Here is a 24,377-nt window from a genome sequence, read left to right as displayed (position 1 = left end):
CGAAAACCGAGTTTCGCACTCAGTATTTTCCGCAGCTTACGCGCGGATCGTCCCGATGAGCGCATCGCCTTCGATCCGTGCGATGCGTGCGGTCACAAGTTGGTTCGACTCGTGACGGCCTCGAATCCAGAGCTTTTGATAATTGTCGGTGAGAGCTTCCGTGCGGTTGCTGTCGAGGTTCGTCAACGTAATAGCCTGTAACTCGCTGTCGATGAACTTTTCCTGGAATGCGCGCTTCTTGCTAGCCGCAAGTTCACGCAAAATGCGGTTGCGCTCGCGTGCGATCTGCACGGGAACCTGGCCGGGCATCGCCGCCGAAGGCGTACCTGGGCGCGAGGAATACGTGAAGACATGCAGGTACGTGAATGGCAGGCGCTCGATCAGCGCGCGTGTTTGCTCGAAGTCCTTGTCGCTCTCGCCGGGAAAGCCGACCATGACGTCTGCGCCGATGGCGGCGTCCGGCATTGCCTGGTGAATCTTCGCGATTCGGTCCTCGTAATGCCATGGGCGATAGCGGCGGTGCATGAGGCGCAGCACTCCGTCGCTGCCGGATTGCAAAGGCACGTGCGCGTGCTTGGTGATGCGCGGCGAGAAGGCGACGAGTTCGATCAGGTCGTCGGTCCAGTCCATGGGCTCGACGGAGCTGATGCGAAGTTTCTCGACGCTGGTGCGATCAAGGATTTCGCGAAGCAGATCGGAAAAGCGGGCGCGCTGCCTCGGATCTACGGCTGCCAGGTCCCTTCCCCAGCGCCCTAGATTGATGCCGGACAGCACGATTTCGCGATAACCGGCGCCGACGAGTTGATCGACTTCGCTGATTACTTCTTCGGTGTGCAGCGAGCGGCTCTTGCCCCGCACGAAAGGGATAATGCAGAACGAACAACGGTTATTGCAGCCGTCCTGAATTTTCAGATTGGGCCGAGTCTTCTCCGAGGCACCCGAACTGACGGTCTCGGAGTCGAAGACGGGTGCGGCAGTCAGTTCGGTGTGCGCGAAGATGTCGCCGATGAAGACTTCGGCATGGGGCGATTGGGAGTTTTCGAGGCTCTGGATTGGCACGAAAGCGTCCGGTCGCGAGCCGGCAATATCCGCGAGCTGGTGCTTATGGGAATTGCCGACAACGATGCTGACACCGGGGAGCGCGGCAATCTCCTCAGGCGCGCGCTGGGCGTAGCATCCCGTGACGAGAATGCGAGCATCGGGATTCTCGCGATGAATGCGGCGAATTGTGGCGCGTGCATCCTGATCGGCTGACGAAGTGACCGTGCAGGTATTGAGTACAACGACTTCAGCTTCGTGCGGCGCGCGGGCCTTGTTCAGGCCCTTCTCCATAAGTTGCCGCTCAATCGCGGCGCCATCGGCTTGAGTTGCGCGGCAGCCGAAGTTTTCTACATAGAAACTAGACACAGTAGTATTATAGTCGCACTAGAGCAGGAAGCTGCGAGTGGGTCGCGGCCGTCGGCAGTTGATGTTCTGCTACAACTCTGAATTTCACAACTGCATCACAAAAGCGCAAGTTGCAATCCTTATGGTTCCTGGGAGCTACTTGAATGAAACGTCGAATTTTGCTCGTAGATGATGAACTTGCGATTCTCCTCACCCTCAAAGCCATTCTCGAGATGAATGATTTTGAGGTAGAAACGGCAGCTTCCGCCAAGGAGGCCGAGCAAAAACTAGACAATGGCATATTCGAGATGGTCATCACCGATATGCGTATGGAAACCGAGACGGCCGGCTACGACGTAATTCGCGCAGCTCGCCAGCAGAACTACAATCCTGCAACGGCCATCCTGACCGCCTACCCCTCGCTTGGAACAGAGTGGAAGACGCGCGGCGCCCAGTCCCTGCTGGTCAAGCCCGTGAACACCCATGACATGCTGCGACAACTGGAAGCCCTGCTCGTTTCGCACCAGAACAACAAAACAAGGACGGCTGGAAAGAAAGCCGTCGTTGGGAGCAACGGCGAGAGTTTTCCCACCGCTACGGTTAAGAAGGCCATCTAAGACACATTAGGCGGCCAAATGACCGGCCGCCGCTATCCTAGCCTGCGCAAGCTTCCCTCGGCAGAGCGTTTGCTTTTCCCAAAACAGATTGCTGATTGGTCGTTTTTTGTTTTCTGAGCGAGGGCATAAGCCCGAGTCGAGGATTCCTTTTGTCGGCTCCATGCAGACGAAAGGGGTCCTTCGACTCCGCGACTTCGTCGCTCCGCTCAGGAAGGTGACGAGGTGTTTCGGAAGTCAATGAGGTGCTTGGTGCCGCCGGCAACTGGCAACCGGCAACTGGCTACTGGCTACTAGCAATTGGCAACTGACAACTGCCTGGGGCTACTTCTTCACGCTGATTCCCAGTTCTTCCAACTGCGCATCGCTCACCGGAGTGGGTGCGTCCATCATCAGATCCTTGGCTTGCGCCGTCTTGGGGAACGGAATCACTTCGCGCAGGCTCGGAGCGCCGGCCAGGATCATCACAATGCGATCCAGTCCTAGCGCGATGCCGCCGTGCGGAGGCGTTCCGTACTGCAACGCTTCCAGGAAGAATCCGAAGCGCGCCTGCTGCTCTTCGGGCGACATACCCAGCGCTTCGAAGATTTTCGCCTGAAGATCCTGCCGATGGATACGGATTGACCCGGAGCCAAGCTCTGTACCGTTCAGCGCCACGTCATAGGCCAGCGCGCGTACGGTGCTCAGTTGCGAGAGGGGATCGCGAACGGCGTCCATGCCGCCGCCGAGCTTTTCCATGTCGTTCTCGTGCGGAGACGTGAATGGATGGTGCGCGGCATTCCAACGCTGCTCCGTGTCATCCCACTCGAACATGGGGAAATCGGTGACCCACACGAATTTGAAGACACCGTGCTGGAAGCAACCATGTCGCTGGGCGTACTTCTGCGCCAGCGCAAGGCGCAACTGCCCCGCGGTCGTGAACACAGCGCTCGTCTGCGCTCGCGTCTTCATGTCGCTGCCAATTTCCGTCCGCTGCGGCGCTCCGGCGAGGATAAGCAGATCGCCTTCCTGCGCTTCCGTTGCGTGGCGTATTTTCGCCACCGCATCCGGGAAGCTCTTCTCAAGGCGCTTGAAATCGTCGATCAGCTTGAATGCGTCCTTCGCCTTGTCGGGTACGAGCGTCTTTATCTCGTCGCGCTCCTTGCGAGAAAGCTCGCCAATTTTCGGCGTGCGAATCGCAACCAACGGAAGGTCCGCGTCGAAGCCCAACGTCTGCAGATTCTCCGGCGTGAAGGCATTCTTCACCTCCGTCATCGCGGGCAGCCGCAGGTCCGGCTTATCGATGCCGTACAAGCGAATCGCCTGGTCGTAGGTCATCTGCGGGAAGGGCGCTGCGACATCGTATCCCGCGACTCTGAACGAGGCTTGCAGAAAACCCTCGACGACATCGAACACCATCTCCTGGGTCGGAAATGTCATCTCCAGATCGATTTGCGTAAACTCGGGCTGACGGTCTGCGCGCAAGTCCTCATCGCGGAAGCAGCGCACGATCTGAAAGTAGCGGTCGAAGCCGGAGATCATCAGTATCTGCTTGAAAATCTGGGGCGACTGCGGCAGCGCATAGAACTCACCGGGATGCACGCGGCTCGGCACCAGGTAATCGCGCGCGCCTTCCGGCGTGGAGCGCGTCATGAACGGCGTTTCAATCTCCAGGAATCCCCGCGAGTTCAACTCCTCGCGAATCGCCAGCGCAACCTTGTGACGCAGTTCGATGTTGCCTTGCATCTCGGCACGACGCAGATCGAGGTAGCGATACTTCAGCTTCAGTTCCTCGCTGGCGTTCACCTTTTCCGTCGGGAGGAATGGAGGAACTTTGCTTTCGTTTAGCAGTCGCAACTCGCTGGCAACCACCTCTATCTCACCTGTCGGGATGTTCTTGTTCACGGCCTCGCGCTGCTTCACTCGTCCGACAACGGCCACCACGTACTCGTTGCGTAACTCGTTGGCCTTGTCGTGCAACTCAGGACTGGCCTCGCGATCGAACACCACCTGCGTCATTCCCGCACGGTCGCGCAGGTCGATGAAGATAAGATTGCCGAGATCGCGCCGCCGGTTCACCCATCCCATCAGAACCACGTTTGCGCCAACATCGCTGGCGCGGAGTTCTCCGCATCGATGCGTTCTGTCCAGGTCACCAAGGAAATCCAACTGAGCCACGTTCGTATCCTTCTCTCTACTTCTTCAAGCCGTGTTTTGATTCTGGAAGCACTGTCGCAAGCTGCAAGTGCTCCGGTTGCAACTGTGCAGCGAGTTCTGTCCTCGGAATTGTTGCCTGCTCGCCAGTCTTGATGTTCTTTGTGGCGAATGCGTCGGCCTTAACTTCATTTTCGCCAACGATGACGACGTACGTCGCTCCGAGTTTCTCGGCAGTCTCGAAAGCTTTTTTCAGACGGAAGCTCTCATCCCCGAGTTCCACCACCAGTCCGGCCTTTCGCAGTTCGCGAGCAAGCTTTAGCGCTTCGCCGTTCATTCCCGCACCGAGCGGAGCGACATACGCTTGCACCGTCACAGTGGCGGCAGCCTGCTGCGCCTGTAACGCCAGTACCAGGCGGTCTTCGCCGATGGCGAAGCCGATGCCGGGCGCCTTCGGTCCGCCAAGGGATTCGCTCAGTCCATCGTAGCGTCCGCCGCCGAGCACAGCACTCTGCGCGCCGAGATCGCCGTGCGTGAATTCGAAGGTCGTGCGCGTGTAGTAGTCCAGGCCGCGCACCATGCGCTCATTTACCTGGTACGGGATGCCCATGGTATCCAGCATTGCCCGCACCTGCGCAAAGTTTTCGCGGCAGGGTTCGTCGAGATACTCGCTGATCTTGGGCAGCGCCTCGATGATCGGCTGGTCTTGCGGAACCTTGCAGTCGAGCACGCGCAGAGGATTCGTCTCCGCACGCCGCTGGCAGTCGGCGCACATCTTGTTCTTCACGCCCTCAAGCGCCTCGCGCAAAGCCTTGTTGTACGCGGCGCGATCGTTCGCGCAGCCCACAGAGTTGATGTGCAGCGTCCAGCCCTGCAGCCCTACGGCATCTAGCAGCGCCGTCAACATCTCCAGCACTTCGGCGTCGCGCATGGGCGATTCGCTGCCTGCGCTTGGCGGCCCAATCACCTCCGCGCCGATCTGGAAGAATTGCCGATAGCGTCCCTTCTGCGGACGCTCGCGCCGGAACTGCGGCCCAATGTAATACAGCTTCTGCAACATGCCCGCGCGGCCCATGTCGTGCTCGATGTAGGCGCGCACCACGCCAGCCGTGTTCTCCGGACGCAAGGTCAGTGACTGAGGCTTTTCGCTCTGCGCACGCGCCTTGTCCTCCCAGGTGAACATCTCCTTGGAGACGATGTCGGTGTCTTCACCCACGCCGCGTGCGAACAGTTCGGTGGATTCGAATATCGGTGTGCGAATCTCACGAAAATTGTATTTCTGGAAAATGCGGCGGACCCGCTCATCGACAAAGTTCCACAGGTCAGTGTCGGAAGGAAGCAGGTCGCGTGTGCCTCGTACGGCTTTAATCATGAGAAAACCAGGTAAACAGTTGTTAGTTAAACCAGATTGTTAATTGCTCGTTCTTAATTGTTCGGTGTCTTCCTGAGCAGAGCACGCCGGTAGACGTGCGCAGTCGAAGGACCCCTATTAACTCCGCTCACCCACAGCTTTTCTACTTCCCGGCCTTGAGTTCCATCAGATACTGGTCCTTATATCCAAGGTAGTTCGTTGCATAGGTCAGGATCGACTGCTGCTCGTCGTCCGTCAGCTTTCGTTTCACTTTGCCGGGAAAGCCCATGACCAATGAGCCCGGTTCAATGTTCATACCCTCGGGAATCAGCGTCCCTGCCGCCACGATGGATCCCGCGCCTATACGAGCGCCATTCAGCACTACAACTCCCATGCCGATCAGGCAACGGTCTTCCACCACGCAACCGTGCAGCGTAACCGAGTGGCCGACCGTCACCCAGTCGCCCAACTCCACCGGCCATTTTCCCAGCATGCCGTGCAGAACCGAGCAGTCCTGGATATTGCTGTTAGCGCCAACTCGTATGTGGTGCACGTCGCCGCGCAGCACCACGTTCATCCATACGCTGGAGTTCTCGCCTAGCGTCACGTCGCCGATAACGTGCGCTGACTCATCAATGTAACAACCTTGCGCGATGCTGGGCGAAGTTCCTTTGTACGCTCGAATCATTCCACTGCTCCGAAGTCGGTTAACGGAAACAAGAGATGACCCGGTCTGAAGCCGACAGCGCCACAGGCGGGCTCGAGCCTTGTCCGTAAGTATCTGAAAATATCAGAATCAACGCGCAGGGGGAAATTGCAACGCCACCGAACGTGTCCGCTCTTCAAGGTACCGCAGATTGGAGGGCCGGAGTTGCATCTACTCCTGGCAAATGCGCCAGTGAAGCTCAGTTGCGCTGACGCAGGTGATCCCGAAACGGGAATCTCGCCACTTTGATGTTCCTTTTGAGTGCCACGTCACACACGCCCTATTGCTTATTGCTATACATTGGCGTGTTTCTCCAGTCGCAGAAAAATTTGAAGTAAGGCCCACGAATGTATCGCGCATTCCCCGGATTCTGTTGCAACACATTGATCGACACTCGGCCTGGCAAGCCAATCAGCACCACTACTTGCTATTTCGTCCACCTCGTGATTGCCGCCGTTCTGCTGGCCGTGCTTTTCTCTCCACTGTCATCCATCGGACAAGATGCTTCGCTGGGAGCTATTCGTGGCAGCGTTAGTGATGCCGCCGGAGCTCGCGTTCGCAATGCCGCAATCCTCATCGTTAACGTAAATACCGGGATCGAGCACCGCATTAACACCGATGCTGACGGCCGCTTCGCCTCGTCTCTTCTACCGCCGGGGGATTACAGCATTCGCGCTCAAGCCTCGGGGATGGCGCCGCAAGTCTTTACGAACGTACACGTGGAGATAGCCGGCGCGCTGGAACTGGAGTTCAAGCTCGCGCTGGCTGGCGCGCATGAAACCGTCGAGATCAACAGTGCCGCGCCTATGGTGGAAACGCAATCGTCCGAGGTCTCCCATGTCATCGACGAGCGTTCCATCGCCGACCTGCCCATTAACGGCCGCCGATTTACCGATCTCGCGTTGCTCACGCCCGGCGTGACGCAGGATCCGCGCGGGCTCACGTCCTCGAGCAATGGCGATCTCGCTTTTGGCGGGGTGCGTGGATTTCAATCTTCAATGCTTGTGGATGGCGCCGACAACAACAACTCGTTCTTTGCGCAGGGGAGAGGACGGTATCGCGCACCCTACCAGTTCAGCAACGAAGTCGTACAGGAGTTCCGCGTCTCTTCCAACGCCTATAGCGCGGAGCTTGGACGCTCTGGCGGTGGCGTCGTTAACGTCGTCACAAAGTCTGGAACCAACCAGCTTCGGGGAAGCGCATTCTATTACGTTCGCGATAACCGCATGAACGCGCAGCACCCATTCACGGACGTGAAGCCGAGCGATCGCCAGCACCAGTTCGGCTTCACCCTCGGAGGCAGGCTCAAAAAGAATCGCGTGTTCTACTTCGGCGGATGGGATCAGCACATCTTCCGCGTGCCGACTGTTGTCCGGTTTCTCGACGGCTCCACTGTCCTTAGGCCCACCTCCGGCGATTACGAAAGCACTGACCGCGCGCTCGTCCAAGGTGCCGCGGCCAAGCTATCGCAACTGGGCGGCAACTTCCGATCCGAACTGCTGGGCAACGCCGGGTTCTTCAAGGTCGATGTCTCGTTGACTCCGCGCCAGTTTCTGACCTTCCGCATCAACACGTCGCGCTACGGCGGACAAAACAACGTCTTCTTCGATCCCTCCAGCCCGGTCACGAATTACGGCATTTCGGAGAATGGCGAAGAACAGGTGCGGACGGAGACCGGGATCGTATCGTTGACAAGCGCTCTGGGGGCGAACGCTACAAGCCATCTCCGGGTGCAGTTCTCGCGCGATCTTCAGCAGTCCCGCGCCAACTCGGAAGACGTGCGCACCAGCATCGGCGATGTAATCGAAGCCTTTGGCCGTTCCAGCATCCTGCCGCGGCGCACGCGCGAACACAAATTTCACCTCTCGGATACGCTGTCGTTCGAGACGCATCGTCACAGTTGGAAGCTCGGCGGCGATGTAAGCAAGGCCTGGGTTTACAACTTCTTTCCTTCACTCTTCGGCGGACAGTACTTGTTCCGCGATATTCGCGTCGATCCGTGGACCTTCGAGCCAGCCACCTACGGCATGTGGATTACTCCGCTGCGCGCCTACGCCCACAATGTGCCCAGGTACTACATCCAGAACTTCGGCACCGCAGACTCGCATCCCGATTCCTCGGATTACGCCTTCTTCGCACAGGACGCCATTCGCGTGACTTCTCGCCTGGCGCTGAATGTTGGGGTTCGCTACGACCTGCAGACCTTCTCCGGCGATGGGCTACAGAACAATCCACTGTGGGAGATGTCAGGTAAGTTGCCGCACGATTCGAATAACATCGCGCCGCGCGTTGGTTTTGCATACAGCATCGGTGAGCGTCGCCCGCTTGTCGTGCGCGCGGGATATGGCGTGTTCTACACGCGCATTCCCTCTATGTACACTTCGGCTGTGAAAACCGACAATGGCCTGGCGCAAAGCCATCTGTTTCTGGAAAACTCGCGCAACGCCGACGCCGTCATCTTCCCGCAGTATCCCAATCCCATCGTGATCTGCGGAATCACCGAACCCCGGTGCGAGGTTCCCGACAGCCTTGCATCGCACGTCACCAGCGAGATTTCTGCGTTTTCGCCGAACTTCCGAGTTCCATTTGTGCAGCAGGCCAGTTTGACCGTCGAGCGCGAAATCGCAGAACGCTTCGCTGTCTCCGCTTCTTACTTGTATGTGCATGGCGAGCACCTCATACGCGCGCGCGACGCTAATCTTCCCGAGCCGGAGATCGTGTCCTACCCCGTCTTCAGCGAAGACGGGAACAGCTTCACTGGCGCTTATTATGATATCCCGACGTTTTCCACGTGGCAGATGACCCGCTCCATGAGCTGCCCATTCGCGCCGTGCATCAATGACCTGCAGCGCCCGCTGTCGCAGGTCGGGTCCGTGAATGTCTTCGAGAGTGCCGCTACGAGCGTCTATCACGGTCTCACCATCTCGGCGCGACGCCGTATGACACGCGGCTTTTACTTCCGGATCGGCTACACGTATGCGAAAGCCATCGACGACGGACAGGACGCCATGGTCGTCGGCCGCCCAGTTACGGTGGAGAATTCCTACTCGACACAAAGCGAACGAGGGCGCAGCACCACCGATCAGCGTCACCGATTCATGGCCTCCTGGATCGCAGAGCCGCGTCCGTTTCATCGCGACCGTCCGGTGCTGCGCTTCTTTTTTAACGATTGGAAATTTTCCAGCATCGTCACGGTTGGCAGCGGCCGTCCGGTTAACGCCAGCGTCATCGGCGACCCGAATCGCGACGGCAATTCCGCAAACGACCGTCTGCCGGGCGTGAGCCGGAACGCGCTCACTGGCCCCGATTACTTCACCACCGACCTGCGCGTTACGCGCCGTCTCCACGCTACGGAGCGCGTCCGGCTGGAGTTCCTGGCAGAATCCTTTAATGTGATGAACCGCGCAAACAAGCGCGTTGACCTCTCCGATGACGGCTTTCTGGCTTCCGCCGGCGACTTCGTTATGCAGGACAAAGTCGTTGCTGGCAAACGATATCCGGCTCACTACCGGGCAAATGGCGGGTTCTTGACGCCTAACAATGCCTATTCCCCGCGCCAGATTCAATTGTCGCTCCGGCTGAGTTTCTGAGGGCTTTACGATCGAATTTCAGGCGTAGGGGCCGAGTAGAGCAATTTTCTACAACTCTCTTGACGCACCACAGCAAACCTAAGGTAAGCTATTTGAGTCCAGATAGGACGAGTCTGGGGGTGTAAGGCTTGGCAGAAATTCGACTTCAAGAGGGCGAATCGTTAGAGAACGCCCTGCGCCGCTTCAAGCGCAAAGTCCAGCAAGAGGACATTATTAAGGAAGTGAAGCGTCACTCCTATTACCTCAAGCCGGGCGAGAAGAAGCGTGTGAAAGAAGCGTTGGCCCGTAAGCGTAGCCGCAAAAAGGCTCGCAAAGAGCAGGACTAACGAGCAAGATTAGCAAGAAGGAAATCAAGGCCGCCGCTTCCCCGGCGGCGGCCTCTACCTTTTTTCGCTTGGGTGAGCGGCAAAAGGATTTCATGATGGCAGTCCCGCAGTCATAAGCATTCGTAAAGCAATCAATACATCGCATTGACATTCGTCAATGTGATGAGGTTCAGGCAAAGAATGTACTCTGTGTGGTCGAAAGGCTTCGCAGCGGCGACATCATGCGAATCCTGTTGGTTGGCCGTTCAGAGATCACGGGCTGAAAGGGGCAACTCGCAATGGAATTCCAGGACAAGGTTCTAAAGTGCTGCGACTGCGGTGAGGACTTTGTATTCACGGCCGGGGAACAACTGTTCTTCCATGACAAGCAGTTCAAGAATGAGCCGAAGCGCTGCAAAGCCTGCAAGGGCAAGCGCGCCCAGGTTCTTGGCAGCTCTCCCGGGGCGTCGTATCCCAAGGTAGAAACCAAGACTGTTTGCTCGAATTGCGGCAAGGAAACAACGGTTCCATTCAAACCAACCCAGGGAAGACCGGTGTTCTGCCGTGAATGCTTCCAGCAGGGCCGAAAGGTTTCAACGGCTTCGGCCTAGGAGCCATCGCACTTGCCCCTGCGTCGAAGGACGCATCCCCCCAGGGAAAGTGACGTTTTACACAACTCAGGCAGTGGCGCCCGAAAAACGACGCCGTGGGATAAGTGTTCCCGCCGAGCAGCCATCGGCGGCTTCTGTTTTGTGCGTTCGGATTTTAGCCCCGAAACAAAGTGCGGCTGAAAAGCAAGTCACTCCGAATCTTTCAGATTAGATGACCTTGCAAGCAGGCAAAAGGCCGCGAGCGAAACTCGCGGCCTTTGCTTTTGGCATATCTATTAGTAGCTGTTGTGGTGATCTTCGGTCGGGTGTTGTTGCTGCAAGAGGCGTTCGACTGTGCGCTCCATATTCGGGAGGAAGCCCTCGGAGACCGGCACGTTCAGGACGTTGGCCAGGGTGTGGTTCCAGCGCTCGGATTGCGGAAGAATTTCAACCTTCCGACGCTCCGCTTGCGGAGCAAGCGTGTACCCAAGCCAGATCAGCACCGAGACGAAATACGCAGCAGCCGTGAACCGGCTTGCCGTCGCGCCAGACAGAAGCCCGGGGTAGACGCGAAGCGTCAGCACAATCATGTGAGTCGTGGCGAACGTACCAAAACCCAGTGCTATGCCAAACAGATAGTGCCGCTTGGTTACCCCCAGATAGTTACTGAAGAGCACCATAAACAGAACGAGCCCAAACTGCATCACGCGAATGCTGCGCTCCAGCGTGATGATCCCGGCATAGATGATGTCAGGCGTGTTGTTGGCATGCGGGGCGACAATCGCAGTGGCAGCCGCAATCAGCAACAGTACCAGCACGGACCAGCGGAACAGGACCACGCCAAGTTCGCGGATCGCTTCGAACGGACGGAACGCATCCAGAAAGACCTCGCGGATAACGCAGAATCCGAGACCGATCCCCAGGGCACTGGTCGTGCAGTAGGCGTAGAAGTACACGTCCGATGACCAGCGCCATGCCACGAACATGAAAATGTGGCACAAGACCTGGAAGACCGTGTAGTTGAAGAACATAGGGAACTCGCGCTGCAGATGTCGACGGTACATTACGGCGGCGAGCACTGCCTGTAGCGCAGGCGAAGCGAACCAAAACGCGTAGTCGATGAACGTTAGCTGAGGCATAAGTTACCCGGGCAGGAGCATAGCGCGTCTAGCGGGATTCGCTCAAGAAGTATTCTGGACCGGCCAATTAACAGTCTCGCTATTACAGAACAAGTAAACATGGCCGCGATACATCAAACGCGGCCGTTCCAATTGGCATCCATTCGTCCTGCGTGAGAACTACTTGCAGGTTCCGCCCGGGGCGCAGATCGGAGTCGGATAAGAGCCTTCGCCGGGATCCATCGGGTTGTCGATCGAACTGGTAGAGATGGAATAAGTGCCAGCGAACATCAAAGCGGCGAGGATTACCCAAAGAGTCTTAGACATGGTGGTCTCCTATTGACTAGCTGTTAATGAATTGAAAAACTTGTGTTCGGAATACGGCCGGAAGTATATGCATTTCGAATTACTAAAGTAACTGGAATTTTCATGTTTTTTGAAAAGAAGAGCATCGCGTCGAGTGTCACTGACAAACACGAGAAGAACTGCTTGCCTGCGCGCAGACATTTGACGGACGTATACTGCATGGGTGAGGGAAGGAATCGAGAACGGGCGAGAGCTTTTGCCGAAAGAAAGCACCGCGCGAGACAAAGATGCGGTCCGCGCGATGCGGACCTGCCCGGCCTGTTCTTCCGATTTACAGGAGAATCACTGCAAGCTAGTGTGTGCCACTTGCGGATTCTTTCTGAGTTGTTCTGATTTCTACTAGAGCTGAGTTTCAGCCGCACATTGCAGCACATTGCCTGACGGAACACAGCGCGCTCAGCGCTAACCCGTCACATCTTTCACGCTGTAATTTCGACAGGAGAAAGAACACATGCAGAGAATTGGCAGCGCGCACTGGGAAGGTGGACTGAAGGACGGCAAAGGCACCGTGTCAACGGCAAGCGGCGTCCTGCAAAATACACAGTACTCATTCGCCACGCGTTTTGAGAACGGCGCCGGAACAAATCCTGAAGAACTGATTGCGGCCGCTCATGCTGGTTGTTTCTCAATGGCGCTTTCCGCGCAACTGGAACAGGCAGGGATGAAGGCTCAGAGCATCGACACCAAGGCCGCAGTCACGATGGAAAAGACGGACGCCGGTTTCAGCATCACGGCCGTCCACCTGGACCTTACGGCCCGCATCCCCGGAGCCGATCCGGCGAAGTTCCAGGAAGCGGCGAATGGCGCGAAGGCCGGTTGTCCGGTATCGCGGGTATTGAATGCGAAAATCACGATGGATGCGAAGCTAGCCTAAAGCTGGTGACGCGACTCAAAGTGCCTAGGCACGGCTTCCGTGTTGTGCCTTCCGGCTTGCTTTCTATCTTTAGCGCGAAGGATCTACTTTGTTTCAGCAGCCGAACAAAGCAGATCCTTCGCTTCGCTAGACGCCGCTCTTCGCCGCTGTGGTTGTCTTGTCTCTCGTCAGCTTGATCCCTGCAATCATTTCACTAACTTATACGGCAAACACCTGCGGCATCCGCGCCATCACAGACGTAAGTACGTGTACTTGGACCGGAGTGCGCGGGCATTCTGTCCGGACGTGCTGAGGTGGGGTGAGAGTTGAAGATCACGATTTTTGGGCTGACGATTTCGTCTTCATGGGGCAACGGTCATGCGACTCCGTATCGGGCCATCCTGAAGGGGCTGGCACGGGAAGGCCACGAGGTCACTTTCTATGAGAAAGATGTGGAGTACTACGCTCTGCGGCGCGATTTCGCCGGAGCGGACTTTTGCGAACTCGTACTGTACCGTTCCTGGGACGAGGTCCGTCGCTACGCCATAAGGCGGGCTTCCGAGTCTGACGTCGTCATCACCGCCAGTTACTGTCCGCAAGGCGCGCGCATCAGCGACGAGGTACTGGGACTTTCTCGACCCCAGAAGGTCTTCTACGATCTGGACACCCCAGTAACTCTAAAACAGCTTGAGGCCGGTGATCTTGAATATCTGCGCCGCGACCAGATCGGGCAATTCGATCTTGTGCTCTCGTGGACCGGCGGACAGGCGTTGCGAGAGTTGCGAGAGCGCTGGGGGGCGCGATTGGCGCGTCCGCTGTTTGGCTGCGTGGACCCCGATGTGTACCACCCCATAGAGTCGCGTGCGGAGTTCCGCTCCGCGCTTACTTACATGGGAACCTACGCGGCTGACCGTCAGCAGAAGGTGGATGAACTATTCCTTGAGCCGTCGCGCCGCAGACCGGATCTGAAGTTTGTACTCGCCGGGACGCTCTACCCCTGGCAGTGGCAATGGCCGCCGAACGTCGCGCGATTCGACCACGTCGCTCCGGCCGATCACCCCGCGCTGTATTCGTCCTCGCGGCTTACGCTGAACATTACGCGAGGAGAAATGGCGAACTCCGGATGGTGTCCGTCCGGACGGTTCTTCGAAGCCGCAGCCTGCGGGACGCCAATTATCACCGATTGGTGGGAAGGGCTCGATGAGTTTTTCGTGCCGGGAGAGGAGGTCGTGATCGCGAAAACGGCAGACGACGTTCTGCGTGCGCTGGCGGCAAGTGACTCCGAGCTGTCCGGCATGGCCGAAAGGGCGCGCCATCGCACGCTGGAACAGCATACGGGAGAGCGGCGGGCTGCCGACCTGCTGCGCTTCTTCGAAGAGGCAAGGACGGTTCGCGGGGAACCGGCGCACGCCGAAGTTGCGGTGAAGCAGGGATCGCGGGCGCGCTCCCCGGAAGCATTGTCAGACGGCTTCATGGAGGCAGCATGATTGGGATCATCCCAGCCGCAGGTGCAGGCCAGCGCATACAGCCGCTGGGCTGCTCGAAGGAGCTATTGCCCGTGGGCTCACGCACGATCGACGGACTCGAGCGGCCCAAGGCTGTTGCGGAATACCTCGTGGAGCGCATGATCGCCGCCGGAGCAACACAGATTTGCATGGTGATTTCGGCCGACAAAGGCGACATTGTGCGCTACTTCGCCGAGCGCGATTACGCGGCGGAAATCTTCTACGTGGTGCAACAGAAGCCGCGAGGCCTGTGTGACGCACTGTTCCGCGCAGAGCCCTTCGTGCGTCCCGAGCAACAGGTCCTGATCGGACTGCCAGACACGATCTGGTTTCCCGAAAATGCGTACTGGCCGGCCGTGGAGCGCAACGCAGACGTCAACCTGGTGCTCTTTCCCGTGCTGAATCCATCGGTGTTTGACGCCGCCATCTGTGACGAGCGCGGCTATGTGGAGCGCGTGGAGGTTAAGCAGAAGGACGCGCACTCTCATTGGATATGGGGCGCCGTTACCGCGACAGGCGAGGCGTTCCGCGCTCTTAACCTGCTGTGGCAGGCTCGGCACCGAGAGGATGAATACCTCGGCCATCTGCTGAATGCATACATCGACGCCGGCAACATCGTACGCGGTATCTTCAGCGGGGAACACTATATGGATGTCGGTACGCTGGAGGGCTACCACGACGCTCAGGACTACTTGCGAGAGATGAGAAGAAGATCAACCCTGCTCGAAGCAGCATGATTCTCGGTATTTCGCACAAAAACCTGCTGCATGGCAGCAGGTTTTCTACATCGCGCCAATGGCGCACATCTCTGGGGTACGATGACTAAGGCGTGGCCGTGCTCTGCGCTCGCAGGATATCGCGTATTTCACGGTTGATGCGCGCGGCATCGCGTGCTGCGTTGTCGATCAGTTCCACCCACTTTTTGTTCGTTGCATCTAGTCCCTGTGCCTGTCCTAGCAGGTACGAGGCCTGCATGATGGTTTCGATAGAGTTACTCAGATCGTGCGCTAGGGTGCGCAGCTGACGGCTGACTTCAAGCGGGATTTTAGTAGTGCCTTCCATGCCTGGCTGTGACGCCATAATTTTCCTCAGCTTGAGATTGACAGCTTTCGTCCTAACCCGCAAGAAGCCTGCGTCCGCGAAAGACCACCAGCGCAAACAGCCAATAACATAACAATGGGTTTGAGGCGGTTCCTGCCTCAGGCGTTGTGCGCAAGGGTTCCACGGGAGCGCTTGCCCAGCCAGAAATCTACACGTTCCTTGTGCTTCAGGGCAAAAAGAGTCGAGCTTCGCGGCGAATGCTCAATCTAAGGTAAAAGAACGAACGCCTTAGTACTTTTACTGTACATCGAGAATCATTCCGCTGCTTCTACAATCCTCCCCAATTCAATACAGGAAAAAAGGCCGTGTAGGTCGGCCGGCAGGCTATCCCCGAGTTCGAGGCCGCTTGCGAACCCCCAGGACGAGCCAAGGCGTGAGCGCGCCATGGTGGCAGACAAAATCGGTCACGCATGTCGCGAACATGGCGAGACCCGGAGGATGTTCGCGTGCGGAATTGCTTCATCTTAATCGCGGCGATATTTGTGCTCGCGACAACGGTTTCGGCCACTACACCGGTTCAACCCACAACCACGCTGGCCAGGGAAACGGGAAACAACACCAGCGCTTCATCCACGTTCAAGACGCAATCGAATGGCAACATCGCTCCCGGGAACGTGAGCAAGATGCCGATCAGTTCGTTACTCTACGCAGGCAATCGCACAAAGATTTACGTACATCTGATGCCATGGTTCGGTACCACGTCGCACATGAACGTCGGCTACGAGTCGGCGGATGCGGCGCAGGTCGCCCGCCAGGTCGCCGACATGCAGAGCCGCGGCATACAAGGCGCAATCGTCGATTGGTACGGACCGAACAGCACGCATCACAATCAGGCGACCATCTATCTGCGAGATGAAGCGGCACGGCGCGGAAACTTCCAGTTCGCGATTACAGAAGACGTCGGCGCACTGAAGAAATGTGCTGCCACTGTGGGCTGCGATCTTTCCCAGCAGGTCATCAGCGACCTGACCTACGCTTACAAAACCTTTGAGCAATCTCCGGCATACATGCGCGAGGCGGGACGCCCGGTTGTGTTCTTTTTCGGCATGGATGCTTACTCGCTCGACTGGTCGCGCATTCGCGCCAACACGCCTGGTAATCCGCTATTTATCTTCCGTAATTCAGGTGCGTTCTCAAAGATATACGGCGACGGCGGTTTCGGCTGGGTCGGCATCTCGAGTGATAGCACGAGCATGGGTCTCGGATATCTCGACAATTTCTATGCAACGTCGCTGCGGTATCCCAACGAATGGACTTACGGTTCGGGCTACAAGGGATTCAACGACACGCTGGCGTCGTGGGGGAAGAATCGCATCGTAAATCAGCAATGCGGCCAGACGTGGCTCAAGACAATGGCCGAGGCAGGGAAGTACTACAGCGCGAGCAATCAGCTCAATGCGCTGCAAATCGTTACATGGAACGACTACGAAGAGGGCACTGAGATTGAGACGGGCATCGACAATTGCGTCAGCGTAAGTGCGTCGATGAGCGGGACGACGTTGAACTGGAGCATCACCGGGCAGGAGAGCACGATCGATCACTACACGGTCTTCATCTCTCTGGACGGACAGAACCTCATGCCGGTGGACGATGTCGCGGCGGGCACAAACACTCTAGATATGAGCGGCTATGCTTTCGGGCCCGATGCCTACACCCTATATGTGAAGGCCGTGGGAAAGGCGACTCTGCTCAACCAAATGTCGGCTGCCGTATCTTGGAACGTGTTGATCTCGAACAAGCCGCCGGTTGCCAAACTCTCTGTCACGCCAACCAGCGGCATTGATTCGGTTACCGCCAACGCAACCACCGCAGGCTCCAGCGATCCGGACGGCAGCATTGCCAGCTATCACATCGACTTTGGCGACGGCACCGTTGCCAAAACGGCGAGCGCGTCGCACAAGTATTCCACTCCGGGCTCGTACACGGTCACGGCAACGGTGACTGACAACCGCGGCGCGCAAGACACAGCGACAGCTTCGGTGACGGTCATCGCGAATCAGCCGCCACAAGCTCGCGTGTCGGTGTCGCCGGCCACGGGCATAGCGCCGGTCGTGGTCTCGGCTTCTGCAACGGCTTCCACGGATGCGGACGGGACCATCGCTTCCACTCAGATTGCCTGGGGAGACGGTTCGACAACCAACGCTGCGAGCGGCACCCATACTTATTCCACTCCTGGCGCCTACACGGTAACAGCGACGGTCACAGATGATTTGGGCGAAACATCCAAGACGAGTGCGACGGTGAACATCGCGGGCAACCAGGCTCCGGCCGCAAAACTGGCGCTGAGTCCGACCGCCGGTAACGCTCCGGTGACGGTGACGGCGTCCACTTCCGGCTCCACGGACGTTGACGGAAGTATCGCGTCTTCGATCATCAACTGGGGCGACGGCACGTCCAGCGCCGGCCCAAGCGCTTCCCACACCTACTCAACCGCAGGTACGTACGCGGTGAGAGGGACTGTAACCGACAACCTCGGAGCAACCTCTTCTGCATCCGGCACAGTCACGGTTTCGGCCGCTGGGGAGAACAAGCCGCCGGTGGCGAAGCTCTCGCTGACGCCAGCCAGGGGCATCGCTCCTGTTACGGTCACGGCTTCGACGAGCGGCTCGTACGATCCGGATGGCTCCATCGCTTCCACTACTATTAACTGGGGTGACGGCTCATCCACGGCCGCTGCCACCGCGTCACACATCTACCGGGTTCCGGGCACCTACACGGTGACCGCGACCGTGACGGACCGCAAGGGAGCAAGCGCAAGGGCGACTTCCACGATAACGGTTTTCGGCGTGAAGATCCTGACGCCGACTAGCAACGCTATCGTTGGATCTCCGGCACGTGTCGCGGCCACCGCAACTGGGAACGTCGCTATAACGGCCATGAAAATCTATGTAGATTACGTCGCGGTCTATTCAGTGAGAGCGAACAAACTCGACACGTACATCGGACTGACAAAGGGCACGCACCGCGTCGTTGTGCAAGCCTGGGATATGGCGGGAACCGTTTACAAATCCACGGTCTTCGTGACGGTCAAGTAATAGGGTGCACATTAGTTGCACGCTGCTGAAATTGGTTCGTTGCCTTCGCGAACGGGACGGATCGCTCCGCGCCGATGCGGAGCGATCCTCGCGAGAAGAATCAACTCTGGATGCATTGACCAGCTTGGCCGTGGAATGTAAAATGGCCACTGTAAGCCTGAGTTGACCTGCAAGGTGGCCGTTGTACCAGCCCAGATGGGCCCGGAGCCGCCGACTCAAAGAGTGCCGAAGTGGCGGAATTGGCAGACGCGCGTGGTTCAGGTCCACGTACTCGCAAGGGTGTGGGGGTTCGAGTCCCTTCTTCGGCACCAAAGATTTTATCGCCTTTGGAATGAATAGCTTCCAAAGGCGATTTGCTTCGCACCAAGAATCTCGGAAGTGTCCGCAAATCGCAAACGCCCAAAACGACGGCGTCAGCTCAGCAGCGAGATTGACAATAACGGACCTAGGATGATCATGCAGAACACACAAGCCAGTGTGTATGCATTTACCAAACTCCGCGAATTGAAACAGATGCTTGCAGCGTTTGCTCCTGTGTCGAACTGAAAACATTGCCGTTTGTAAGCGCGTCTTCTGCAGTCACTAAAGCTGCACGGCTGGAAGCGGGGCAGCAGAGACTCTCCTCATCTGTTCGGATGTGACGTGCATCACAGAACCGAGTTTGACTTCCGCGTCAGACTTAACTCATGCTGTCGCAATTGGAGAGAGTCTCACGAAACAAACTTTCGATGAGACAGAGCATCACAAGCCAGCGATGTAGTTGTTGGTTCCAGTAAGGACGTTGTGGAAGTCTTGCTCAATGCGTTCTGGCTGCTGGCAACGGCCGGCGGAATCGCGTGGGCGGTGTGCGGACGTGGCGTCAATCGCGATACCTGCCAAGCAGGCCGATTGGCTCTGATCGCGACAGGCTGTGCAGTGGTGCTCCTGTTCCCGGTGATCTCGGTCACTGACGATTTCCACGGTGCGCAAATCGCCATCGAAGATGTCGGCGTCAAAAAGCTGAAGTCCAATTCCGACGGTGATTGTAATGGTCTTCACTTTCCCGACACTCACGTTCGTCCTTTTGCTGTATGTCGATCTCCTTTCCATACGGAATATCTAGTTACCACGGTGGCTTCGCCATCCGTACAGTCGCTCACCTTGGCTATAAGGATTGGGCGCGCTCCTCCTTCTTTGTTCTTCTGAAGTCGTCGCACTCGTAACAACTCGTCGTTTTGGTTCGCAGACAGTGTTCACGGTGGTCGCGAGCCAGCAGTTTTGGTCGCGACAAATTCGGCAACCGGGTGGCTCGATAGAGCCGGTCTTGAGTGCAATGCGTTGGTGTCGGGGCCTCAGAGTCTGCCTCACCTTCGGTCATATGAAGTAAGGCAGTTTCCGGTCACCGCGCGTGGCCGGATGAATCGGCACGAACATCCACTTCCGGTTCAGAACGTAAGGAGAGGCCAATGATTCGCCTGCCTAAGCTTTCGCAACTGCTGCCATTTGCGGGTGCCGTCCTGGCTATTGCGCTGCCGCTGACAATGCCGACGCGGAGTCACTCGATCCCTGCATTCTCCCGGATGTACAACACGTCGTGCAGTACCTGTCACCTGGACTTTCCCAAACTGAACGACTTCGGAAAGGCATTTAAAGACGCCGGGTTTAAATTCCCGACCGATGACGAGTCGATGATCAAAAATCCGCCCGTAATGCTGGGGGCGCCTGCGCAAAAGGAACTCTGGCCGCACTCGATTTGGCCTGGGAAGATTCCGGGCATGCCGCCGATCGGACTTCGGATGAACAACTTCTTTCAGGTGACTGGCGAACATCGCAATGAGTTCCAGTTCGTTCCGGCGGGCACTACGACGCCAAGCGTGCCGACGTTTGTGCCACGAACGAATTTCGAGACCGGGCTTTTCAGCATCTTCACGGCTGGCAATTTTGGAAGCGACATCGCCTTCTGGGTGGATGACGACATCAGCGTGACGGGCGAGAACGGCAACGGAGGGTTGGGCGATGGCTATCTTCGCTTTGTGAATCTGGGCCGATTGCTTCACCTTCCGAAAGACTCTCTGAGCCTTCGTGCGGGCCAATTCGAAATCGATCTGCCATTCAGCCCGGCACGCAGTTGGAACCTGAGTCCGTGGGACATCTTCGGGCAGACGAATGTGGGTGTCACCGGCGTCCACAACGTGAGCAATGGCTTCACGCTCGACACTCCGGGGCAAGGCGTCGAGTTCAGCGGTGGCCACCATTATGGCGGCTACTGGTACTCGGTCGCATTTATAAACCAGAACACGACGGGGGTCACAGATCCGGGTGCGTTCGTGCCTACGGTTACCGGCAACCCGTTCCAGTCCGACTCGAGTTTCAAGGATATCTATGGTCATTTCGAGTACCGATTCAACCTGGAGCGTGACAAGGACAGTCGCCGCGCTATTCAGGCTGCCGGCAAGATGGGACCTCGTGACCACACTTATATCTCTGTTGGCGTGTTCGATTTTTACGGACGCAGTGTGAATCGCATCTTGGGGGCAACGTCTACTGGTGCTCCCACGCTGCTGACGGCGCGCGAACCTTTCTATCGGGTGGGCGGAGATTTCAGTTTCAACTACCGGACCTTCAACCTGTTTGGGGTCTGGATGCACGGCCATGATCACAACCTGATTCCGATTGATGCGACGGGGGCCATCTTCCCGGCGACTCCGGTTTCGTTTATCGCAGGTGCGCCATCGACGTTCAGTGGCGGCTTTCTGCAAGCGGACTATCGCGCTCTGCCCTGGATCATGCTGATCATGCGGTACGACGGAGTGAACTCGCCGGAGGACCGGATCAACGGACTCGCGGGCAGTACCGATACTCCGTTCTTTGCTCCGGTCATGGCAACGCGAAACCGATACACGCCTGGGGTGCAATTCTTGATCCACGCCAATATCAAGGCGTCTTTCGAATACCAAGTACGCCCGCGTCAGCAGATCGCGCCGACAGCCGGATTGCTCAACCCGGTCACGTTAAATCCCGTCTTCACAAAACCGTTCCGTGTGAACACGGCAGTGGCAGGGCTGGAGTTTGTGTACTGAGGGACGACCGTCCGAGATTTCGATAGGAGGAAAGAACTCCAATGAATCGCAAGTTGATGCTTCCTGTTTTGTTCGTTATCGCAGCAACTGTCGCAGTTAGTGCCGGCGACCTCGGTGGCAAGGTATCGGGCGTGAGTGGCAAATCAGTGGTCTACGTTGACGCCATTTCCGGCAAGCCGTTTCCGCCAGCTGACAAGCATCCAGTCATGGATCAGAAGAGCCTGCAGTTCCAGCCGCACATCCTGGTCGTGCAACAAGGGACGACCGTTGATTTCCTGAACAGTGACAACGTACAGCATAACGTGTTCTGGCCGTCGATTGGTGGGGACAAGAAGGCTGGTCACAATCTCGGTACGTGGCCCAAGGGCGAGAAAAAATCGTTCAAGTTCGACCATCCTGGGGTCGCGCCGCTGCTGTGCAATGTGCACCCGGAAATGGCCGGCTACATCGTCGTGAGTCCAACGCCCTATTTCGCCGAAACCGATGAGAGTGGGAACTACACCATCAAGGATGTTCCCGACGGGCAATACACGGTCACGGCATGGCACGAGGGTGCCAAACCGAAGTCGCAACCGGTGAAAGTGGCGGCCGCGAGCAAGTCTGATTTCACGCTGAGCAAGTAACGCGGAAGCCCCCGCCTGGGCTAGCTTGTGTGGGGCGCCGCGCCCGAATTCCAGGGGCCGTGATGCTAAAGCGTTTTCTGGATAAGAGAGTTGACAAGGATTGGTTGAACACCAATTTCCCCTGCATGATGGCGTGTCCCGCGCATACGAATGCCGGCCGCTACGTGGGGTTGATCGCTGAGGGACGCTTTGAGGAAGCGTACCGTCATGCGCGCGATCCTAATCCGCTGGCTAGCATTTGCGGACGAGTCTGCGCTCATCCGTGCGAATCAGCGTGCCGCCGAGGCGAAATCGATAAGCCTATCGCGATCCGCGCCCTCAAGCGATTCCTGACTGAACGTTACGGACCGGAGTCGCGCCATCCGTTGCCGATGCCGAAAGCGGCGGAGACACTGCGGTACAAGGTTGCCGTTATCGGCGGCGGACCAGTCGGACTCTCAGCGGCACATGACCTGGCGCTCATGGGGTATCAGGTCACAATTTTCGAGGCCGCACCGGTCGCGGGCGGAATGCTGTATCTCGGCATCCCTGAGTACCGCCTGCCGCGCAACGTTGTAGAAGCACAGGTACGAGAAATCCTCGAGACCGGTGCGATCACAATCAAACTCAATCAAGCTGCCGGTCGCGACTTCACTATCAGTGACTTGAGGCGACAGGGCTTCGACGCAGTGCTGATTGCCGTTGGTGCTCATCGCAGCCGAGACCTGAGCATTCCGGGTGTCCAACTTGACGGTGTGCACCGCGGCGTCGAGTTCCTGCTAAATGTCAATCTTGGATACAAGTTCACGATTGGTAAGAAGGTGATCGTCATCGGCGGCGGCAACGTCGCGATGGATGTAGCACGTTCAGCGGCACGCGAGGTGCTGCGCGAGCACGGCGCTGACGACGAGTTCGTGCCGAAAGACGAGAACATCGTTGCGGTCGCGACGCATGAGATGGTGGATATATCTCTCTCCGCACTGCGCATGGGCGCGCGCGAGGTCCACCTCGTCTGCCTCGAACGACGTGATGAGATGCCCGCCGCGCTTGAAGAAATTGAGGAGGCCGAAGCCGAAGGAATCATTATCCATGCCGGCCTCGGTCCGAAGCGCATTCTGGGACAGAACGGGCATGTCACGGCTCTTGAGACGCTTGAGACAAAGTGGGTTTTCGACGAGCAGCACCGTTTCAATCCGGCTTTTTACGAGAACAGCGAAAGACAACTGGAGTGCGACACCATCATCATGGCAATCGGGCAGGCGGCGAAGCTCGATTTCATCAAGCCTGAAGATGGTTTGCAGGTCTCCCAGCGAGGACTGATCAGCGTCAACCGCGAAAACCTGATGACCACCGCGCCTGGCGTCTTCGCAGGAGGCGATTGCGCTTTTGGGCCGCGATTGATCATCGACAGCGTCGGCGATGGCAAGCGAGCCGCCATCGGCATTGACGAATACCTTCGCGGCCACAAACACGCGGAGCCACAAATCGAGGTTGAGATCCTCGGCCGTCACCGCATGCTCCACGATTTCATGACGCTGGCGCGGCCTTTAGTACCAATGCAGCCGTTGGAGCGGCGAACCGGCATTACCGAAGTTGAGATCGGATATGACGAGCAGTCCGCGATGGAAGAGGCTCGCCGGTGCCTGCGCTGCTGGATCAACACCGTGTTTGAGGGTAATCCGGCTGATGGTTCTGAATGCGTGCTGTGTGGCGGATGTATCGACGTCTGTCCCGAAGAATGTCTGCGCCTGGTTCCGCTGGAGCAGATCGAGTTCGAGCCCGGAACACTGGAAGCAATTCGCAAGAACCCGGAAATGTTTGACGTCGAGCTGAACGGCGTTGCAGCGGAAGAACTGGGAATCATCACCGGAACGGCCATGATCAAGGACGAGACGCGCTGCATCCGGTGCGGTCTGTGCGCGCTTCGCTGCCCAGTGAACACAATCACTATGGAGGCGTACCACCTCGCTCCGGTCGAGCCCACCGGACTGATTTCCATCCGGACGTTTGATGTTGCGGCGCCCCAGTCGAGCGCCCCGCGACCGCCAGTGGAGAAGAAATAG

Annotated in this window: 19 protein-coding genes and 1 tRNA gene; 12 read left to right on the top strand and 8 right to left on the bottom strand. The window is 57.6% G+C overall.

Translation table 11 applies throughout. The features are described from left to right. Positions 1-36: 36 nt before the first annotated feature. On the bottom strand, positions 37-1,407 hold the full coding sequence (gene mtaB, locus VN622_18220; GenBank protein ID HWR37803.1) for a tRNA (N(6)-L-threonylcarbamoyladenosine(37)-C(2))-methylthiotransferase MtaB: 1,371 nt from the start codon (positions 1,405-1,407) through the stop codon (positions 37-39). A gap of 143 nt (positions 1,408-1,550) precedes the next feature. Here mtaB and VN622_18215 point away from each other — a divergent pair, with 143 nt between their 5' ends. After that, positions 1,551-2,003 (top strand): response regulator, encoded by a 453-nt coding sequence (locus VN622_18215; GenBank protein ID HWR37802.1) that lies wholly within the window; start codon positions 1,551-1,553, stop codon positions 2,001-2,003. Between the two features lie 321 nt (positions 2,004-2,324). On the opposite strand, the gene aspS is transcribed toward VN622_18215, so the two are convergent. The 3 genes from aspS to VN622_18200 all read right to left on the bottom strand — a co-directional run bounded on the left by aspS (position 2,325) and on the right by VN622_18200 (position 6,172). Further along, positions 2,325-4,157: an aspartate--tRNA ligase gene (aspS, locus tag VN622_18210; protein HWR37801.1), complete on the bottom strand. Its 1,833-nt coding sequence runs from the start codon at positions 4,155-4,157 to the stop codon at positions 2,325-2,327. A 16-nt stretch (positions 4,158-4,173) separates the two neighbouring features. After that, positions 4,174-5,505, bottom strand: a complete 1,332-nt coding sequence (gene hisS / locus VN622_18205; GenBank protein ID HWR37800.1) for a histidine--tRNA ligase — start codon at positions 5,503-5,505, stop codon at positions 4,174-4,176. A 142-nt stretch (positions 5,506-5,647) separates the two neighbouring features. Further along, positions 5,648-6,172: a gamma carbonic anhydrase family protein gene (locus VN622_18200; GenBank protein HWR37799.1), complete on the bottom strand. Its 525-nt coding sequence runs from the start codon at positions 6,170-6,172 to the stop codon at positions 5,648-5,650. A gap of 365 nt (positions 6,173-6,537) precedes the next feature. On the opposite strand from VN622_18200, the gene VN622_18195 reads away from it, so the two are divergent. The 3 genes from VN622_18195 (at position 6,538) to VN622_18185 (ending at position 10,696) form a co-directional block, all read left to right on the top strand. Next, complete coding sequence (locus tag VN622_18195; GenBank protein ID HWR37798.1) at positions 6,538-9,780, top strand: TonB-dependent receptor; 3,243 nt, start codon at positions 6,538-6,540, stop codon at positions 9,778-9,780. 128 nt (positions 9,781-9,908) lie between these two features. Next, a complete protein-coding gene (gene rpsU, locus VN622_18190) occupies positions 9,909-10,106 on the top strand; it encodes a 30S ribosomal protein S21 (GenBank protein ID HWR37797.1) in 198 nt (65 codons plus the stop codon). Positions 10,107-10,384: 278 nt separating this feature from the next. Beyond that, positions 10,385-10,696, top strand: a complete 312-nt coding sequence (locus VN622_18185) for a CxxC-x17-CxxC domain-containing protein (GenBank protein ID HWR37796.1) — start codon at positions 10,385-10,387, stop codon at positions 10,694-10,696. Positions 10,697-10,971: 275 nt separating this feature from the next. Here VN622_18185 and VN622_18180 read toward each other — a convergent pair whose 3' ends face one another. Together VN622_18180 and VN622_18175 are read right to left on the bottom strand one after the other, a co-directional pair. Beyond that, a complete protein-coding gene (locus VN622_18180) occupies positions 10,972-11,814 on the bottom strand; it encodes a hypothetical protein (GenBank protein HWR37795.1) in 843 nt (280 codons plus the stop codon). Positions 11,815-11,973: 159 nt separating this feature from the next. Next, positions 11,974-12,120, bottom strand: coding sequence for a hypothetical protein (locus VN622_18175; protein ID HWR37794.1), 147 nt, complete (start codon positions 12,118-12,120; stop codon positions 11,974-11,976). Between the two features lie 490 nt (positions 12,121-12,610). On the opposite strand from VN622_18175, the gene VN622_18170 reads away from it, so the two are divergent. The 3 genes from VN622_18170 (at position 12,611) to VN622_18160 (ending at position 15,254) form a co-directional block, all read left to right on the top strand. Beyond that, a complete protein-coding gene (locus VN622_18170) occupies positions 12,611-13,033 on the top strand; it encodes an OsmC family protein (GenBank protein ID HWR37793.1) in 423 nt (140 codons plus the stop codon). Positions 13,034-13,338: 305 nt separating this feature from the next. Next, positions 13,339-14,499, top strand: a complete 1,161-nt coding sequence (locus VN622_18165) for a glycosyltransferase (protein HWR37792.1) — start codon at positions 13,339-13,341, stop codon at positions 14,497-14,499. Beyond that, a complete protein-coding gene (locus VN622_18160; protein ID HWR37791.1) occupies positions 14,496-15,254 on the top strand; it encodes a sugar phosphate nucleotidyltransferase in 759 nt (252 codons plus the stop codon). The genes VN622_18165 and VN622_18160 overlap by 4 nt, the downstream gene beginning before the upstream one ends. 85 nt (positions 15,255-15,339) lie before the next feature. Here VN622_18160 and VN622_18155 read toward each other — a convergent pair whose 3' ends face one another. Next, complete coding sequence (locus VN622_18155; protein ID HWR37790.1) at positions 15,340-15,597, bottom strand: hypothetical protein; 258 nt, start codon at positions 15,595-15,597, stop codon at positions 15,340-15,342. Between the two features lie 467 nt (positions 15,598-16,064). Between VN622_18155 and VN622_18150 the strand changes: the two genes are divergently transcribed. Both VN622_18150 and VN622_18145 read left to right on the top strand, forming a co-directional pair. Then, positions 16,065-18,653 carry a PKD domain-containing protein gene (locus VN622_18150; GenBank protein ID HWR37789.1) on the top strand — a complete coding sequence of 863 codons (2,589 nt, stop codon included), beginning with the start codon at positions 16,065-16,067 and terminating at the stop codon, positions 18,651-18,653. A 224-nt stretch (positions 18,654-18,877) separates the two neighbouring features. After that, positions 18,878-18,964, top strand: a tRNA-Leu gene (locus VN622_18145). A 430-nt stretch (positions 18,965-19,394) separates the two neighbouring features. Here the strand turns inward: VN622_18145 and VN622_18140 are convergent. Continuing rightward, complete coding sequence (locus VN622_18140; protein ID HWR37788.1) at positions 19,395-19,691, bottom strand: hypothetical protein; 297 nt, start codon at positions 19,689-19,691, stop codon at positions 19,395-19,397. A 407-nt stretch (positions 19,692-20,098) separates the two neighbouring features. On the opposite strand from VN622_18140, the gene VN622_18135 reads away from it, so the two are divergent. From VN622_18135 to VN622_18125, 3 genes are all read left to right on the top strand, one after another. Then, complete coding sequence (locus tag VN622_18135; protein ID HWR37787.1) at positions 20,099-21,712, top strand: hypothetical protein; 1,614 nt, start codon at positions 20,099-20,101, stop codon at positions 21,710-21,712. A 41-nt stretch (positions 21,713-21,753) separates the two neighbouring features. Further along, positions 21,754-22,335 (top strand): carboxypeptidase regulatory-like domain-containing protein, encoded by a 582-nt coding sequence (locus tag VN622_18130; GenBank protein ID HWR37786.1) that lies wholly within the window; start codon positions 21,754-21,756, stop codon positions 22,333-22,335. A 62-nt stretch (positions 22,336-22,397) separates the two neighbouring features. Then, positions 22,398-24,377: an FAD-dependent oxidoreductase gene (locus VN622_18125; protein HWR37785.1), complete on the top strand. Its 1,980-nt coding sequence runs from the start codon at positions 22,398-22,400 to the stop codon at positions 24,375-24,377.

It is taken from the genome of Clostridia bacterium (assembly GCA_035561135.1).
Classification (GTDB): domain Bacteria; phylum Acidobacteriota; class Terriglobia; order Terriglobales; family Acidobacteriaceae; genus DATMYA01.
Note: the sequence above shows the minus strand (reverse complement) of the source record. Positions and strands in the feature narration are given on the sequence as shown.